16 protein-coding genes are annotated in these 17,027 nt (G+C 69.2%); 4 read left to right on the top strand and 12 right to left on the bottom strand.

Going from position 1 to position 17,027, the window contains the following annotated elements:
- Positions 1-51: 51 nt before the first annotated feature.
- Positions 52-627, top strand: a complete 576-nt coding sequence (locus tag LQ566_RS00400) for a TetR/AcrR family transcriptional regulator (protein WP_231089571.1) — start codon at positions 52-54, stop codon at positions 625-627.
- 30 nt (positions 628-657) lie between these two features.
- Here the strand turns inward: LQ566_RS00400 and LQ566_RS00395 are convergent, their stop codons facing one another.
- From LQ566_RS00395 to LQ566_RS00370, 6 genes are all read right to left on the bottom strand, one after another.
- Positions 658-1,110 carry a hypothetical protein gene (locus LQ566_RS00395; RefSeq protein WP_231089570.1) on the bottom strand — a complete coding sequence of 151 codons (453 nt, stop codon included), beginning with the start codon at positions 1,108-1,110 and terminating at the stop codon, positions 658-660.
- Complete coding sequence (dapB, locus tag LQ566_RS00390) at positions 1,107-1,865, bottom strand: 4-hydroxy-tetrahydrodipicolinate reductase (protein WP_231089569.1); 759 nt, start codon at positions 1,863-1,865, stop codon at positions 1,107-1,109. The genes LQ566_RS00395 and dapB overlap by 4 nt, the downstream gene beginning before the upstream one ends.
- Before the next feature lie 84 nt (positions 1,866-1,949).
- Complete coding sequence (locus LQ566_RS00385) at positions 1,950-2,552, bottom strand: histidine phosphatase family protein (protein ID WP_231089568.1); 603 nt, start codon at positions 2,550-2,552, stop codon at positions 1,950-1,952.
- Between the two features lie 130 nt (positions 2,553-2,682).
- Positions 2,683-3,723 (bottom strand): aldo/keto reductase, encoded by a 1,041-nt coding sequence (locus LQ566_RS00380; protein WP_231089567.1) that lies wholly within the window; start codon positions 3,721-3,723, stop codon positions 2,683-2,685.
- A 183-nt stretch (positions 3,724-3,906) separates the two neighbouring features.
- Positions 3,907-6,174 (bottom strand): polyribonucleotide nucleotidyltransferase, encoded by a 2,268-nt coding sequence (locus tag LQ566_RS00375; protein ID WP_231089566.1) that lies wholly within the window; start codon positions 6,172-6,174, stop codon positions 3,907-3,909.
- Positions 6,175-6,515: 341 nt separating this feature from the next.
- Positions 6,516-6,890, bottom strand: a complete 375-nt coding sequence (locus LQ566_RS00370; protein WP_231089565.1) for a glyoxalase superfamily protein — start codon at positions 6,888-6,890, stop codon at positions 6,516-6,518.
- 132 nt (positions 6,891-7,022) lie between these two features.
- On the opposite strand from LQ566_RS00370, the gene LQ566_RS00365 reads away from it, so the two are divergent.
- Positions 7,023-7,196, top strand: coding sequence for a DUF5302 domain-containing protein (locus tag LQ566_RS00365; RefSeq protein WP_231089564.1), 174 nt, complete (start codon positions 7,023-7,025; stop codon positions 7,194-7,196).
- A gap of 85 nt (positions 7,197-7,281) precedes the next feature.
- Here LQ566_RS00365 and LQ566_RS00360 read toward each other — a convergent pair whose 3' ends face one another.
- Positions 7,282-9,231: a glycosyltransferase gene (locus LQ566_RS00360; protein ID WP_231089563.1), complete on the bottom strand. Its 1,950-nt coding sequence runs from the start codon at positions 9,229-9,231 to the stop codon at positions 7,282-7,284.
- Between the two features lie 187 nt (positions 9,232-9,418).
- Between LQ566_RS00360 and LQ566_RS00355 the strand changes: the two genes are divergently transcribed.
- Positions 9,419-10,030: a DedA family protein gene (locus LQ566_RS00355; protein ID WP_231089562.1), complete on the top strand. Its 612-nt coding sequence runs from the start codon at positions 9,419-9,421 to the stop codon at positions 10,028-10,030.
- A 68-nt stretch (positions 10,031-10,098) separates the two neighbouring features.
- On the opposite strand, the gene LQ566_RS00350 is transcribed toward LQ566_RS00355, so the two are convergent.
- The 5 genes from LQ566_RS00350 to efeU all read right to left on the bottom strand — a co-directional run bounded on the left by LQ566_RS00350 (position 10,099) and on the right by efeU (position 15,754).
- Entirely contained in the window at positions 10,099-10,743 is a 645-nt protein-coding gene (locus tag LQ566_RS00350; RefSeq protein WP_231089561.1) for a CE1759 family FMN reductase, read from the bottom strand.
- 16 nt (positions 10,744-10,759) lie between these two features.
- The gene (locus LQ566_RS00345; RefSeq protein WP_231091338.1) at positions 10,760-11,968 is read right to left on the bottom strand and encodes an LLM class flavin-dependent oxidoreductase; all 1,209 of its coding nucleotides are present in this window, start codon (positions 11,966-11,968) and stop codon (positions 10,760-10,762) included.
- A gap of 133 nt (positions 11,969-12,101) precedes the next feature.
- Positions 12,102-13,427 carry an iron uptake transporter deferrochelatase/peroxidase subunit gene (gene efeB / locus LQ566_RS00340; protein WP_231091337.1) on the bottom strand — a complete coding sequence of 442 codons (1,326 nt, stop codon included), beginning with the start codon at positions 13,425-13,427 and terminating at the stop codon, positions 12,102-12,104.
- A 10-nt stretch (positions 13,428-13,437) separates the two neighbouring features.
- Entirely contained in the window at positions 13,438-14,673 is a 1,236-nt protein-coding gene (gene efeO, locus LQ566_RS00335) for an iron uptake system protein EfeO (RefSeq protein ID WP_231089560.1), read from the bottom strand.
- Positions 14,674-14,818: 145 nt separating this feature from the next.
- Positions 14,819-15,754, bottom strand: a complete 936-nt coding sequence (gene efeU, locus LQ566_RS00330; protein WP_231089559.1) for an iron uptake transporter permease EfeU — start codon at positions 15,752-15,754, stop codon at positions 14,819-14,821.
- Positions 15,755-15,995: 241 nt separating this feature from the next.
- On the opposite strand from efeU, the gene LQ566_RS00325 reads away from it, so the two are divergent.
- The gene (locus LQ566_RS00325) at positions 15,996-17,006 is read left to right on the top strand and encodes an isopenicillin N synthase family dioxygenase (RefSeq protein WP_231089558.1); all 1,011 of its coding nucleotides are present in this window, start codon (positions 15,996-15,998) and stop codon (positions 17,004-17,006) included.
- Positions 17,007-17,027: the final 21 nt, after the last annotated feature.

Below are 17,027 nucleotides of genomic sequence, written 5' to 3'. Positions count from 1 at the left end.
TACGTAGCCATCATGGCTACTGTCAATAGCTATACTGATCGCGGAGGAGAAATGCCCGCACCGACCAAGGTCCGCACCGAGGAACTGATCGCCGCCGCCAGCGCCCAACTGGAAGAAGGCGGCCTGTCCTCTCTGACCATGGCTGCCGTCGCCGGCCGGCTCGGCGTCCGCGCCCCCTCCCTGTACAAGCACGTGCGTGACCGCGACGGCCTCATCGGTCTCGTCCGCTCCCGGGCCTTCAGCGAGCTCAGTGACGCGCTCCTCGCGATCACGGAACCGGATCCCCGGCGCCGCATTGCGGGATTCGCCGACGCGACGCGGGCGTTCGCGGATGACCACCCCCACGCTTACGACCTGATCTTCCGCCCGCTGGTGGATCCTGCATCCGCCGGTGCCGCCCCGCACCCGGCGACGGCTTCCACCGCCGCCCCGTTGCTGAGCGCCTGTGCGGAGCTGGCCGGCGAGGACGACGCGCTGCACGCTGCCCGGACGCTCACCTCCTGGCTGTTCGGATTCATCAGTCGCGCGCGCGCCGACGGGTTCGCGCTCGGCGGTGACCTCGAAGCCGCCTACCGCTACGGTCGCGAGCGCATCATCGACGCGATCACCCGGCCGGACCTGCGCTGACCCGCCCGCAGCCGGACGGCCCGAACGCTCTCAGGCAGTGCGGCGCTCCCGCCGTTCGAGAGCGATCGCCTGCCGCACGGCGTGCCGGGCGCGGCGCCGATCGCCCGCCGCGTCGTAGACCAGCCCCATCCGGTACCAGGCACGCCAGTCCTCCGGGGCAGCCTCCACCGCTGCACGGTACTTCGGGAAGAGCGCATCACCCTCATCGCGGCGCACGCGGCCCGAGACGTAGGTGGCGACCTCTTCCTCCGGGAGCGCCCCCTCGGCCTCCAGCTGTCGTCCGAGGCGCTGGGCACCGATCCCGAAAAGCAGTTCCCGGCCGATCCCCCAGGCAGCCAGCACCGGGAAGAACAGCATCGCAACGCCCATGGCTATGGCGATCGGTTCACCCGAGACGAGCCACAGCCAGGCGCGCTGGCCCGCCAGGATGAAGTACAGCACCAGGGCGATCGTCATGACGATCACGCCGATGCGTGCACTCATTCGGAGCCCTCCACGGCCGACGGAGCAGTGATTCCGAGATCGATGAACGCATCCAGTCCGACGATGATGCCGCGCGCCGACACGGCAGCCCGGGCAGCGATACGAATGCCCGGCGCATACGCCGCCGCCGAGTCGACCGTGTCGTGGGTGATGGTCAGGCTCTCCCCCGGCCCGGACAGCACCACATCCTGGCGGGCGATGACGCCGGGGCGACGCAGCGAGTGGATGGGGATACCCGCCACCTGCTCTCCGCGAGCCTGCTGATCGACGTGCGGAGCGTCGACGGGCAGCGTCCGCACCGCCTGGATCAGTTCGGCCGTACGCACGGCCGTGCCACTCGGCGAGTCGATCTTGGTGTCTCGATGGGATTCGATGATCTCGATCGAGTCGAAGAAGCGTCCGGCGACCGTGGCGATGGCGGTGCCGAGCACCGAGCCGAGCGAGAAGTTGGGGATCACCACGACGCCGATCCCCGACGCCTCGATGCGCGGCCGGATCTCCGCCAGGCGCGCCTGCGACCATCCCGACGTCGCCACGAGGACGTTGACCCCGGCGTCGGCCGCTCGACGAACGACCTCGGCGCTCACGGTGGGAGTGGTTGCATCTACAACGAGGTCAGCGTCGGCGATGGCACTCAGATCGTCCGCGGAGCCCAGGGCGTGGACGATGTCGAAGTCAGGCAGCTCGGCGAGCACTCCGCCGATGACGGTGCCGAGCTTTCCGGATGCCCCCACCAGGGCGACGCGCGTGGCCATGATTCAATCCTAGGCGGCCGATCCACGAAGACCGCCCGCGCCGTCATCCTCCGATATCGGCCGTGGGCGGGCGCCGCCGGCCCCTCAGACCAGAGCGTTCTCCGGCAGACCCGTCCGCAGCTCGAAGGGCAGGTGCGACAGATCGTTGTGCGAGACCAGCGTCCAGGGCCGCCCGGGCTTCTGAGCGAGCACCGTGAGACCGCAGTTCGCCTGGTTCAGGGTCATCCATCGCCACTCCGGCGCCCCGAGCACCTCGCGGACGAACCAGGCGATGACGAAGTTGTGGGTGATCAGCAGCTCGTGCACGTCGCCCGGCTTTCGTACCAGGAACTCCCCCACCGCGTCGGCCATCTGCGCGTGCCCGGCCTCGGTCTCCGCGTCGGTGATGGAGCCGAAGAAGGACTCGTACGACGCCGGCGTGTCCTCCGTCATACCGGTGGGGACGCAGTCGAAGAGCAGCGCATTCGGCTGCGGATCGATCGCGGGCATCCGGTCGGCGATGACGCGGGCCGTCTCGGCAGCCCGCACCAGCGGCGAGTGCGAGACCGCGTCGAACGGAACTCCCGAGAGCCGCTCGGCGATGAGCTCGGCCTGTCGACGACCGCGCGCCGACAGGGGGCCGTCGTCGAGGCCGTACTCCGCGTCTTGCTGTTCGCCGTGCCTCACCATGTAGATCCAGTGGGTCACAGTCAGAGCTCGCTTCGTTGTCAGGCAGGTTCTCGTCCAGCCTAACCGATGCCTTCGCTGCGGGAAGGGCCCTTGCGCACAACCGTGTACATGTGCACGTCCCTCCCAGGCGTGCAGCGCGCCGGTGGGGTCAGGCGACCGCTCGAGCGATCTCGGCGAGGTGCCCGCGCCCCAGGGAGACGCCGGCGCTCTGGACGAGCTCGTCGACCTGCGCGGGCGCGTAGGCGTTGACGATGGGCGCCACGATGCCGCGCTGTGCGCGCAGCCAGGCCAGGGCCACGGCTGCGTCGGCAACGCCCAGTTCCGCCCCGATCGCGTCGAACACGCGCAGGAGCTTCGTGCCCCGCCGGTTGAGGTTGTTGAGCAGTTGCATGCCCCGTGTGCCCTGCAGGCGCGAGCGGGATCGGTGGACACCGGACAGGAAGCCGTGCTCGAGAGCGTGCGACGGGGTCACTGCGAGTCCCTGAGCACCGACGATCAGCCGGATATCACCCTCGTAGTCCGCCCGGCGCAACGCGTTGTACGCCACATCGAGCACATGGATGCGCGGGTAGCCGGCAGAGACCAGGATCCGAGCCTCCACCAGCCGCTCGGCGGAGAACGCATACGCGCCGATCGAGCGCACCTTCCCGCTTTCCACGAGCCACTCGGAGGTGGCGAGCACGTCCTCCAGGTTGGCACGGGAATCCGTGCCGTCGAGATACATGACGTCGAGGTGATCGACTCCGAGGCGTGTGAGGGACGCCTCCACCGCCCGCACCAGGTTGACCGAGCCCAGGCCGGGGTTGTCGGGGTGCGAACCGATGCGCACGGTGACGGCCATCTCATCGCGGCACGCTCTCGCGGCCAGCCATTGGCCGATGATGTACTCGCTACGACCGCTGGCGAAGCCGTCCGCGGTGTGCAGAGCGTTGCCGCCGAGCTCGCGGTACCGATCGAGCACCTCGAAGGCGTGATCGCGGTCGATGGTCCAGCCGAACTCGGCGCCGCCGAGCAGCAGCGGGAAAACGCGGAGACCGGATTCTCCGAGGGGCACCCGCACGGCCGCGCCCACACTCGGCGCCTGGACATCGATGAGGTGCGACGGGTGAGCGGATCCCGCAACGGAGGCCGGCGGCACTGCGCCTACCGCTGACGCGTCCATCGTTCCCCCGTTCTCGAGGATCCGCATGCGTTCCCCGTCCCCCTCGCAGAGAGGCGACCCGCAAGCACGACGGGCCGTGTTGTTGATAGAGTACGGGCTCCCGCGTCTCGCGCCGCGGCATTCCGCCCGTTCCCGATGACATTTCCGTAACGGTCCCGGAAACGCCGACGGCCCGTCCCGCGTCGCGGGACGGGCCGTCGGTCGAATCGGTCAGGCCTCGGCGGGAGCCTCAGCCGGCTCGGCGGCCTCTTCGAGGACCGGCTCCAGCGACAGCTTGCCGCGGTCGTCGATCTTCGTGATGCGCACCAGGATCTTCTGGCCCACCGACAGCACCGAGCCGAGCTCCTCGACACGCTTGTTGCCGTTGAGCTTGCGGACCTCGCTGATGTGGAGCAGGCCGTCCTTGCCGGGCAGCAGGGAGACAAAGGCGCCCAGGCCGTCGCGCAGGTTCACGACCGTGCCCAGGAACTGCTCGCCGACCTCCGGGTTGGTGGGGTTGGCGATCGCGTTGACCTGTGCACGCGCGGCCTCCGCGGAGGGGCCGTCGACGGCACCGATGTAGACGGTGCCGTCCTCCTCGATGGAGATCTGCGCGCCGGTCTCATCCTGAATGGCGTTGATCGTCTTGCCCTTCGGGCCGATGAGCTCACCGATCTTGTCGACCGGGATCTGCACCGAGATCACGCGCGGCGCGGTGGGAGCCATCTCGTCCGGACCGTCGATCGCGGCGTTCAGCACACCGAGGATCGTGGTGCGGGCGTCGTGCGCCTGCTGCAGCGCAGCCGACAGGACCGACGACGGGATACCGTCGAGCTTCGTGTCGAGCTGGATGGCCGTGATGAACTCGCTGGTACCGGCGACCTTGAAGTCCATGTCGCCCAGCGCGTCCTCGGCGCCGAGGATGTCGGTGAGGGCGGCGTAGCGGGTCTCACCGTCAACCGTGTCCGACACCAGGCCCATGGCGATACCGGCGACGGGTGCGCGCAGCGGCACACCAGCGTTCAGCAGCGACAGGGTGGATGCGCAGACGGAACCCATCGACGTCGAGCCGTTGGAGCCGAGCGCCTCGGACACCTGGCGGATGGCGTACGGGAACTCCTCGCGGCTGGGCAGCACCGGAACGAGGGCGCGCTCGGCCAGGAAGCCGTGGCCGATCTCGCGACGCTTCGGGCTGCCGACCCGGCCGGTCTCACCGGTCGAGTAGGGCGGGAAGTTGTAGTGGTGCATGTAGCGCTTGCTGGTCGTGGGCGACAGCGAGTCGATCTGCTGTTCCATCTTCAGCATGTTCAGCGTGGTGACGCCCAGGATCTGGGTCTCGCCACGCTGGAAGATGGCGGAGCCGTGCACGCGCGGGATCACCTGGACCTCGGCGTCGAGCGGGCGGATGTCCGCCAGGCCGCGACCGTCCATGCGCACGCCCTCGGTGAGGATGCGGCCACGGACGATGGCCTTGGTGACCGACTTGTAGGCGGCGGAGACCTCGCCGAGAGCGGAGGCGGGCAGCGTGCCGGCCTCGACCGCGGCGGCGACCTCGGCCTTGACGCGGTCCTTGACCTCGTCGTCGGCGCTCTGGCGCTCCTGCTTGTCGGCGATGACGTAGACCTTCTCCAGGTCCGCGTACGCGCTGTTCGACACGAAGTCGTAAGTCTCCTGCGCGTAAGGCAGGAAGACCGGGTAGACACCCGGCTCCTTCGACGAGTGCTGAGCCATGTCGGCCTGAGCCTCGACGAGCTGCTTGATGAACGGCTTCGCCGCCTCCAGGCCGCCCGCGACGATCTCTTCGCTGGGCTTCACGGCACCGCCGCGGATGTGGTCCCAGCTGCCCTCGGTCGCCTCGGCCTCCACCATCATGATGGCGACGTCCTCGGTGCCGTCGGCGTTCTTCACGACGCGACCCGCGACCATCAGGTCGAAGACGGCCTCGGAGACCTGCTCGACGTTGGGGAACGCGACCCACTGGTCCTCGTGCTGGCCGTAGCCGGGGATGAGCGCGAGGCGCACACCGGCGATCGGGCCGGAGAAGGGCAGACCGGAGATCTGCGTGGATGCCGACGCGGCGTTGATCGCCAGCGCGTCGTAGTACTCGCCGGGGGCGATCGACAGCACGGTGACGACGATCTGGACCTCGTTGCGGAGGCCGTCCACGAACGACGGACGCAGCGGGCGGTCGATCAGACGGCACACCAGGATCGCCTCGGTGGAGGGGCGGCCCTCACGGCGGAAGAACGAACCGGGGATCTTGCCGGCAGCGTACGAGCGCTCCTCGACGTCCACGGTCAGCGGGAAGAAGTCGAACCCGTCGCGCGGCTGCTTGCTCGCGCTGGTGGCCGACAGAAGCATGGTCTCGTCGTCGAGGTACGCGGCAACGGCACCCTGTGCCTGCTGCGCCAGACGACCCGTCTCGAAGCGGATCGTGCGCTTGCCGAAGCGTCCGTTGTCGAGAACGGCCTCGGCTGCGGTGATTTCAGGACCTTCCAAGAGGTCTCTCCTTCTTTGTTTTGACTCGTCCATCCGTGTGACGGGCGAGTTTCCTCGAAGGAGCAGAGCAGGCAGATATGGGCGTGCGCGTATGTCCGCTCGCCTGCGCTGGCCACCAGGAGAAGATCACCCGTGCAACCGCGGGGAATCCACTTCAGGGGACCAGCTTCCTGCCGAGCCTGCTCCAGTCTGTGTTCAGTTGTGCGGTGACGCATGGGTGTCACCGCGCTGATCCTATCAGGCGCACACCAACGCGACACCCTCACCGAACCGGCCACAGAGCCGATCGGTGCCGGGAGCGGGACGTTCCCCCTCCCGGCACCGCAGACATTGGAACCGGCTCAGGACCAGGAAGGCAGCTGCTGGAAGGTCCAGGTGTTGCCGTCCGGGTCTTTCACGGTGACGAAGCGGCCCCAGGCCTGTTCGTCGACACCCTCCGCTTCGACGCCCTTCTCACGCATCTCGGCAAGGAACGCGTCGGCATCCGGGATGACCGCCATGATCGCGTCCAGACGACCCGGCTCAATGGTGTGGCCCAGCCCTTCTCCGATGGCGATGGAGCAGGCGGAGCCGGGAGGGGTCAGCTGCACGAAACGCAGGCCCTCGTTGACGCGCTGGTCGTGGTCGGGGTTGAATCCCAGCTTGTCGACGTAGAACTCCTTCGCACGATCCACGTCTGTGACCGGAACGAAAATGACCTCGATCTTGATGTCCATCTCTTCCTCCTTGCCGGCATCGTCACCAGCGCAGCACCATCATGCTCCTGGCCTCCGACATTCGTCAGGGCGTCGCACACCGTCGACACTCCGTTCCCACACATCGCACGCTCCGCGCCCTAGACTGGCGGCATGTCCGAGCAGAATGCACCCGAGGATGACCTGAAGCGGAAGTTCCGCGAAGCCCTCGAGAAGAAGAACGCGCACAGCCGCACGGGCGAATCGCACCTGGACGGCAAGGGTGCCGTGGGCCAGGCCCACGGTGCCGCAGGCCACAAGCGCGAGTTCCGCCGCAAGTCCGGCTGAGTCCACTCATCCGCCTCACCGAGAACGCCGTCCGGACCAGGTCCGGGCGGCGTTCTCCTTCCCCCCGTGCGCGAGCGCGTCACCCTCACACACCCTGGCGACGACGGGAACCGGAGCCGCGCGCACCGACGAGAACGTACTCATCGTGCTTCGGCCCGAGTCCGTCCCCCGCCGATCGTCCGCGCAGCCGCCGCCACATCCAGGGCAGCGCGTGGCGTCGCCACCACTCCCGGCGAGGTAGCTGATGGGGGGTGGCGTGGAATGTCTCGTCAAGTCCCGCGAGCTCGTCGGCGTGGGCGACCCCGAGGAGGGAAGCCGCCCGGTACGCCAGCAGACGATGCCCGGCCGGAGCGAGATGCACCAGGTCGTCCGCCCAGTATTCGCGCCGGCCGAGCTCGGGGACCAGGTCGGTGTCCAGCAGCAGCGCGCCGGTGCGAGCCGCCACCCCGGCGAGCGCCGTAGCGAAGGCCGCGAACGAGCGCGCGAACGGGCGCGATTCGGGGCGGTACGGGAGGAACGGCGTCACCAGCAGGACCTCGGCTCCGTCCGCGCGCAGTCGCAGGACGCTCTGTTCCACCCGGGCCGCGAGCGCCGGAATGTCGGGGCGCGGCTTCACCAGATCATTCGATCCGATGAGGATGGTGACCAGCTCCGGTCGCAGCCGGCGCGCGTGGGCGAGCTGGGGGCCGGCGACGTCGCGGACGCGCCGGGACCGGACCGCGAGGTTCGCGTACGACAGGGTGCCTGAGCCCGCGAGCAGCAGCGCCAGGCGGTCGGCCCAGCCACGCAGCGCACCGTCGGGGCCGGGGTCACAGAGCCCTTCCGTGAGCGAATCGCCGAGCGCCACGACCCGACCCCACCGTGCGGGTGCACTCGCCGGGGCCGGTTCGGCACGGACTGCGCGCCGAACACGGGTGGCGCGGTCCACGGCGGCCAGTTCTATCGCCTCCCTGAAGTGCGCGAGCAGCTGATCGCACAGCGCCTCCCAGGTACGCCCGCGAACCGCGTCGACACCGGCCGCGCCGAATGCGCGTCGCTTGCGCGCGTCGCCCACGAGGTCCGCGACCCGGGCCCGCAGATCGTCGAGATCTCCCGGGCGGTAGAGCCATCCGTCCACGCTGGAGCGCACCAGGTCCCGCGGGCCGCCGCGCCCGACCGCGACCACGGGCACGCCGCTGGCGTGCGCCTCCTGGAGCGTCTGCCCAAAGGTCTCGCTCTCCCCGGGATGCACGAAGACGTCGAACGAAGCCACGGCCTCGGTGAGTTCCGCGCCGTCCAAGTGCCCGAGGAACGCCGCGTCCGGCAGCCGCCTCTCCAGTGCTGCGCGTTCCGGGCCGTCGCCGACGATCACGACGCGGGCATCGGGCAGATCGCTGAGCACCGCCAGGTCATGGACCTGCTTCTCCGCGGCGAGGCGGCCGACGTAGCCGACGACGACGCGGCCGGGAGCGACACGTTCCCGCCAGGCGTCGGAGCGCTGTGCGGGCGAGAAACGCGCGGTGTCCACGCCGCGGCCCCAGCGGCGCAGCCGGTCGATGCCGAGGGCGGTCAGCTGATCCTCCGAGGACTGCGACGGGACGAGCGTGAGCGTGGACCGCCGGTGCAGGCGCGCCACGTGCCGTTCGGCGGCCGCGGTGGTCACGCCGACGCCGTAGCGGGCCGCATAGGCGATCACGTCGGTCTGGTAGGCCGCCACGACGGGGATGCCTCGGCGGCGCGCCGCCGCCACGGCGCGGGACCCCAGTGCGAACGGGGACGCGAGGTGGATCACGTCGGGTGCGAACCGGTCGAGGATGCGGCCGATCGCGGCGGCCCCGGCCGCGGCGACGCGGACGTCCGCGTACCCGGGCAGCGGGACGCTGGCAACACCCACCACCGGAGCACCGTGCAGAACATCGGGCATGCCCATCGCGGCCGGGGCGATGATCAGGGCCTCGTGGCCGTTGCGCTGCAGGTGCGCGGCGATCTCCATGACGGAGCGGGTCACACCGTTCATGTGCGGGAGGAAGGACTCGGCGACAATCGCGACTCTCACGCGACCAGGGTGGCGCATGAGAACGACGGGCCGGACCGGATCCGCGTCCCCTCACACGGTGTTCATCCAATCTCCGCCTGGCCGTCACCTGCGCTCCCCCGGCATGTACCCCGTGTGTTCACCAGATCTCTGCCGACCGGCCACCCCGCGTCTCTGTGTCGATGACGGCGGGGTGGGACCGTGAGGTGTGCCGCAGATCCTCGATCTCCTCGCCGGCCCCTGGGGGCTGTCACTGATGGTGCTGCTCGTGTTCGCCGATGCGTTCCTCGTGGTGGTTCCCGGCGAGATCGCGGTCACCGCTCTCGGCGCGGTGTCGGCGGTGAGCGGAACGCCCCCGCTGTGGTCGGTCATCGTGTGCGCGGCGATCGCCGCCTTCGCCGGTGACGCCTGTTGCTTCTGGCTGGGCCGCACCGTCGGCAGCGCCGAGCGGCGATGGATGAGGCATCGCCGGATTCGGGCGGCCCTCGAGTGGGCTCGTGTCCGTCTGCAGGCGGGGACGGCCACGGTGGTCTTCACGGCCCGCTTCATCCCCTTCGCGCGCCTCGCGGTGAACGTCGCCGCCGGAGCCACCGGGGTGCGTGCGCTGCGCTTCCTTCCCGTGGTGGCCATCGCCGCCGTGGCGTGGGGCTCTTATCAGGCGGTGGTGGGAGCGGTGGTCGCACGACTCATCCCCGGCGAGCCGATCATCGGGGTCGTCGTGTCCATCGCCGTCGCCCTCGCCCTGGGTGCGATCGCCGACGTCGCCGTCACCGCGGTGAGCCGGCGACGCGAGCGCTCCGCCCCCGTCTCCGGCCCCTGAACGCGAACACGGACGCCGCCGGCACAGGCCGGCGGCGTCCGTGTTCGCGGCGCAGACCGCGCGCGGGATCACTCCCCCGCGAGTCCTCCGAGCAGGTGACCGAAGCTCTTGCCCTCACCCAGGTAGCTGGCCGGGTCGAACGGGTCGAGGTCGGTGACGGGCTCACGGGCGGCGATCGCCTCCGCGAGCTCGCGAGCCCCCTTCTCCACACGCTTGGACAGGGGCGCGACCTCGTCGGCGTTGGCGCCCCAGTCGCTGGAGGCGGCGAAGACGCCCGAGGAGATCGCGTCCGCGTGCAGGTACGCGAACAGCGGGCGCACCGCGTAGTCGATGGCCAGCGAGTGGCGCGCAGTCCCCGCGTTGGCGCCGATCCACACCGGCTTTCCCGAGAGAGAGTCGGGATCGAGCACGTCGATCCACGACTTGAAGAGGCCCGAGTAGCTCGTGGAGAAGACGGGCGTCACCACGATGAGCGCGTCGGCGGCCACGACCTTCGCGATCATCGCCTCCAGCTCCTGGGGCGCGAAGCCGGTCAGCATGTTGTCGACGATCTGGTGCGCGTAGTCGCGGAGCTCGAAGATCTCGACGGTGGCGGTGATGTCCCGCTCCCGGAGCTGCGCGACGGCGGCGGCGGCCATGCGGTCGGCCAGCATCCGGGTCGAGGAGGGGTTGGAGAGCCCCGCCGCGACGACGACGATCCGACGGTCGGTCATGTCCGATCTCCTTCGTTCACTTCACGGCCGCGGCACCGAAGGCGGCACCGGGCTTGGCGTTGTTCAGGGCGTCGGTGTCCTGGTACGGAGACCCGACGGTGAGGTTGTCGCCGCGGTTGGGGTTGGGAACGGCCTCGCGGGGCTTGTCGTCGCCGTACTTGGCGAAGCGACGAGCGGCGTGCGTGGGCGCATCGGGGGTTGCGGCGGGACGGTTCACCTGGAGCTCCTTGCGCAGCACCGGCACCACCTCTTCCGCCAGCAGGTCGATCTGCTCGAGCACGATCTTCAGTGGCAGTCCTGCGTGGTCGACGAGGAACAGCTGACGCTGGTAGTCGCCGAACAGATCGCGCATGCCCGCGTAGCGATCGATGACCTCCTGGGGCGATCCCACCGTGAGCGGGGTCATGCGCGTGAAGTCCTCCATCGACGGACCATGGCCGTAGACGGGCGCGTTGTCGAAGTACGGACGGAACTCGTTCTTCGCATCCTGCGAGTTCTTGCGGATGAACGCCTGCCCGCCGAGGCCCACGATGGCGGTCTCCGGCGCGCCGTGGCCGTAGTGCTCCCAGCGCTGGCGGTAGAGGTTGATCAGGCGCTGGTAGTGCTCGGCAGGCCAGAAGATGTTGTTGGCGAAGAACCCGTCGCCGTAGTACGCCGCCTGCTCGGCGATCTCGGGCGTGCGGATCGATCCGTGCCACACGAACGGCGGAACGAAATCGAGCGGGCGCGGCGTGGAGGTGAAGCCCTGCAGCGGGGTGCGGAACTTGCCCTCCCAGTCGACGACGTCCTTGGTCCACAGCTCGTGCAGCAGAGCGTAGTTCTCGATCGCCAGGGGCAGGCCCTGGCGGATGTCCTGGCCGAACCACGGGTAGACGGGGCCGGTGTTGCCACGCCCCATCATCAGGTCCATCCGTCCGCCCGACAGGTGCTGCAGCATCGCGTACTCTTCGGCGATGCGCACCGGGTCGTTGGTGGTGATCAGTGTGGTGGAGGTGGAGACGATCAGACGCTCGGTCTGCGCGGCGATCGCGGCCAGCAGGGTCGTCGGCGACGACGAGAAGAACGGCGGGTTGTGGTGCTCGCCGATGGCGAAGACGTCGAGCCCCGCCTCGTCGGCGTGCTTGGCGATGGTCACCGCGGCCTGGATGCGCTCACCCTCGGACGGCGTGCGCCCGGTGATCGGGTCCTGGGTGATGTCGGACACCGACATCAGGCCGAACTGCATACCGGGCCAGGATCCCGCGGTCCGGGCTGCCTGAGTCGTGCTCTCGTTCACGATCGCTCCTCGATTTTCCATGCGTGTGAATACATCGACTGTAACGCATGTCCTCCAGAAGTATTCCCGAGGATTCGGAGATCTACGAGAACAGCGCGGATCCGACGAACGACCCCTCCGCCACACCCGCAGGAATCGCCCACAGCCCCGACCCCACGTGGCGGATGTACTCCGACATCGCGTCCTTCGCGAGCGCACGCTGCAAGGTGATGAAGTGCTCCGGCGTGCGCTGGTAGGAGAGGAAGAACAGCCCCGCACTGAGCTTTCCCAGCGCGTCGTTGCCATCGACGTAGTTGTACCCGCGGCGCAGGATGCGGATGCCCCCGTTGAACGTCGGGTGCGCCAGGCGAACGTGACTCACCGGATCGATGAGCGGCTTACCCGCGACATCGGCGGCGTCGAAATCCGGCTCCGCGCTCTCCGCGCCGCCCGGCGCGGAGAGCGGTGCACCCATCGCCTTGTCCCGCCCGATGATGCGGTCCTGCTCGGCGAGGCGGACCCGGTCCCAGGTCTCGATCGTCATGGCGATCTTGCGCGCGACGAGGTAGGAGCCCCCGGCCATCCACGCGACATCGTCGTCGCCGGCCCAGACGTGCTGGTCCAGCGCTGCCGCATCGGTGGCGAGGATGTTGGCGGTGCCGTCTTTGAAGCCGAACAGGTTACGCGGCGTGCTCTGATCGGAGGTCGTCTTGGACGTGCGCCCGAACCCCAACTGCGACCATCGGATCGTCGCCCGCCCGAACGCGATGCGGCTGAGGTTGCGGATGGCGTGCACGGCCACCTGCGGGTCATCGGCGCAGGCCTGGATGCACAGGTCGCCATCGCTGAGCTGCGGCACCAGCTCGTCGTTCAGGAACGCCGGCAGGCGCTGCAGCGACGCCGGCCGGCGATCGGCGATCCCGTAGCGGTCCACGCCATCGCGCTCGAACAGCCCCGGGCCGAAGCCGAACGTGATGGTCAGGTTGCTGGCCGCAAGCCCGAGCGCCTCCCCCGTGTCGTCCGGCGGCGCTTCCGGGGATCCACCGACGGCGCCCGTGGCGGACACGTCGAGGCCCTGCGTCATGCGCGACGCCGCGTACGTCCAGTCGGTCAGCAGTTCGATCAGGTCGTCGCGAGAGGTGCGGGCCATCATGTCGAACGCGGCGAAGTGCATGTGGTCCTGCACGGGGGTGGCAATGCCCGCCTGATGCGCGCCGAAGAACGGGTGCACGTCGCCCGCCGCGCCGGCTCTCTGCGCCGCGGCCGTGGCCGTGGCGATGGCGGCACCGCCACCGCCGCCGACCACGAGCCCGGCGGCACCCGCGGCAAGCCCGAGCAGCGCACGACGGGAGAGTCCCCGAGAGGGGGATTCGGTGGGCGCCGGATCACCCGGCGACGCCGAGGCGTCGGGCGATCCGGCAGACGGGATGGTGGTCACATCACTCCAGAATGGTCGAGGTGAGCTGCGACAGCGGCTCGGCGAGCGCGTTGACCTCGTCGGTCAGCGTCTTGCGATCAGCATCGGTGAGCTCCAGGTAGGACACGAAGCCCGTGTCCAGCGAACCGTAGGTTGCGAGAGCGGCTTCCAGGTTCGCATAGCCGTCGGTGATCTCGCCCACCAGCTTCTTCGCGTCATCGCCCTTTGTGGCAGCGAAGTCCTGCACCAGGGAGAAGGCCATCTTGGACCCCTCGACGTTGGCGGCGAAGTCGGAGAGGTCGGTGTGGCTCCACCAGTCCTCTTCACCGGTGATCTTGCCCTTCGCGACCTCGTCCAGCAGCGCGATCGCACCGTTGGAGAGCGACGCCACGCCCTGCGCCTCCAGGGTGGTGGAGAACTCGTCCGAGTGCACGTAGTCGTACAGCTCCTGCACATCCGTCACCAGCTGGTCGCCGAAGGACTTGCGCTCCTCGGGGGTCGACGGGTTCCAGTCCTGCCACGCGGGCGTCGCGTCGTCGGAGTTCAGAGCATCCTTCGCGGGCACCCAGAGGTCCTTCTCGATGCGGTGGAAGCCCGTCCAGTCCAGCCCCTCGGCCACGGCGTCCACCTCGCGGTAGTCGATGCGCGGGTCCAGGTCACCGAGCGCCTCGGCGATGGGTTCGATGCGCTCGTACGAGACACGCGTCGAGGCGAACAGCGAGCGAGCGGTCTCGTCATCGCCGGATTCGTACGCGTCGACGAGCGCCTGCACCTGCGGCACGAGCTGGGAGACCTGCTCCTTCACGAACGCCGCGTACAGGTCGACGGCCTTCGTCATCTGCTCGGCGTCATCACCGGTCGCGGCGACCGCATCACCGGTGACGGTGAACGCCGTCTTGCCGACGCCGTCGCCGATCATGCCGGGCTTGCACACGGTGAAGTAGTCACCGGGCTGCGCGACGACCGTCAGCGTGCGCGAGGCACCGGGTGCGATGTTCTCGACCTCGCCGACGATGCGAAGACCATCGGAGGCGAGCAGGTAGAACTCGTTCACCTGGGAGGAGGAGTTCTCCACCGCGAAGGTCACGGTGCCGCTGACGGCGGAATCCGCCGATACAGCGCACGACGAGTCGTCCGCCGTCACGGAGAGGCTGCCGCTGGCGGCGGTGTCCGCCTTGGCGACGCAGCCGGTGAGGGCGAGAGCGGACAGTGCGATACCGGCGGTGGCGGCGAGGGCACGGGGGCGCAGCGAGGACATCGGTTCCTTCCGATCCGGCGGTGCCGGGATGTTGTCGAGGACGGGTCAGACGAGCGGTGAAAGAGGACGGGAGGCGGGCTGGACAGGTCGCCGTGAGGGCGGAGTCAGGGCCGGTTCGCGGACAGGGGGCGGGCCCGCGATGAGCTCATGCCGGAACCGGCGCAGGCGCAGGAATGCCGGCGGCCTGCGGCCGCGGCGAACGGCGGCTCACGCGACGGGCGAACAGCATCCCGACGATGGCGATGTAGAGGGCCCAGGCGATCACCTGCAGCCAGGTCATCGTGGGCATGAATCCCACCGTGGCCTGACCGAGCACGGCCAGCCACTCCCCCGGGTGCACGACGGCGGACACGTCGAACGCGTAGCCGAACGGGAAGCCCGCGGGGCCGACCGCCACGCCCCCGACCGCAGCGGCACCCGCGGCGGCAAGAGGTGCCAGCGCACCCCAGGGACCGGGAAGCACTCCGGACTCCTGCAGGTCGTGCAGGGCATAGGCGAGCACGCCTGCGGCGACCACAACGAGGATCCCACCGGTCCAGGTGAAGAATGTCCCGAGGTTCAGGCGCAGCATGCCCCGCGACAGGAGAGCACCCGCAGTGATGGAGATCGCGAAGCCGATCAAAGCACCGAGGAGGCTGGCCGGCGCGTTACCCGCCGACTGCACCACCGACCAGAGCATGAGTGTCGTCTCCACACCCTCGCGGATGACCGAGACGAAGCCGAGCACGACGATGCCCCAGAGGCCACCGCTGGCGAGGGCGCGGTCCACGCCGCCTTCCAGGGACTTCTTCATAGAGCGTGCGGTCTTCTGCATCCAGAAGATCATCCACGTGACGAATCCGACGGCCACCAGCGACAGCGTTCCGCCGATGACCTCCTGCGCCTGGAAGGTGAGCTCGTAGGCACCGAACGTGAGGACCGCACCGATGCCGAGCGAGATGGCCAGGGCCAGGCCGACGCCCGCCCACAGGCGAGGCAGCACGTCGCGCCGCCCGAGGCGGCTGAGGTAGGCGACGAGGATGCCGACGATGAGGGCAGCTTCCAGGCCTTCGCGAAGGCCGATGAGCAGAGAGCCGAGCACAGCAGAAACTTCCGTCGATCAGGCAGACGGCACGGGCACGCCTGCACCCGAATCGGGCTTGACTAAGGTACGCCTTACTTTCATCTGATGACAAGCTGAGGTACGGATCAATGCACCCGATCGGCAGTGTCTGACGCCCTCCGAGGTGCCGATTCCCGGTGAGATAACGCCGCATGACGCCAGATGAACCCATCTGTCATTCCCGCGTGAACGCCTCGACCCGGCGGCTTATGGTCATGCCATGACCGATCTCTCGCTCCCCGTCCTTGACCTCTCGCTGCTGGACGGCGGCCCGGAATCCGCCGCCGCATTCCGCGATCAGCTTCGTGCCGCGACGCACGATGTCGGCTTCTTCTACCTCACGGGAACGGCCATCCCGGCCGAGCTGGAAGCACGCCTGCACCGCACGGCGCGCGAGTTCTTCGAGCTGCCCGACGAGGACAAGCTCGCGATCGAGAACGTCAACAGCCCCCAGTTCCGCGGGTACACGCGCGTGGGCGGCGAGCGCACGCAGGGCCGGGTGGACTGGCGCGAGCAGATCGACATCGGCCCCGAGCGCGACGTCGTCACCGACGAAGCAGCCCCCGGCTACGCACGCCTCATCGGACCGAACCTGTGGCCGGCGGCGCAGCCCGAGCTGCGCGAGGTCGTCACCCTCTGGCAGGACCACCTCACCGGTGTCGCGCGCAAGCTCCTGCGAGCCTGGGCGCTGGCCCTCGGAGCCGAGGAGGACTACTTCGACAAGCACTTCGGTGAGCCATCGACACTGCTGAAGATCGTCCGCTATCCGGGTACCGATGCCCCGGAGCCCCAGCAGGGCGTGGGTGCTCACAAGGACTCGGGCGTTCTCACGCTGCTGTGGGTGGAACCGGGCAAGGGCGGGCTGCAGGTGCACCGCGACGGCGAGTGGGTGGATGCGCCGTCGGTGCCGGGCGCGTTCGTCGTGAACATCGGCGAGCTCCTCGAGTACGCCACGCAGGGCTACCTCATCGCAACCAATCACCGCGTGGTCTCGCCACGTCTGCCCGATGACCGGATCTCGATCCCGTTCTTCTTCAACCCCGCACTTGACGCACGTCTGCCGATCATCGATCTGCCCGCCGAGCTCGCGGCCGAAGCGCGCGGCGTCACCGAGGACCCGGCAAACCCGATCCACGCCCTGTACGGCGAGAACGCGCTGAAGTCGCGCCTGCGCGCCCACCCGGACGTCGCGGCGCGCCACCACGCCGATCTGGTCGCGGCACGCGCCTGACCCGGTTCGGAGGCGACGGCT

The sequence above is a fragment of the Microbacterium nymphoidis genome, assembly GCF_021044885.1.
GTDB lineage: Bacteria > Actinomycetota > Actinomycetes > Actinomycetales > Microbacteriaceae > Microbacterium > Microbacterium nymphoidis.
This window is presented reverse-complemented; position numbering and strand designations above follow the sequence as displayed.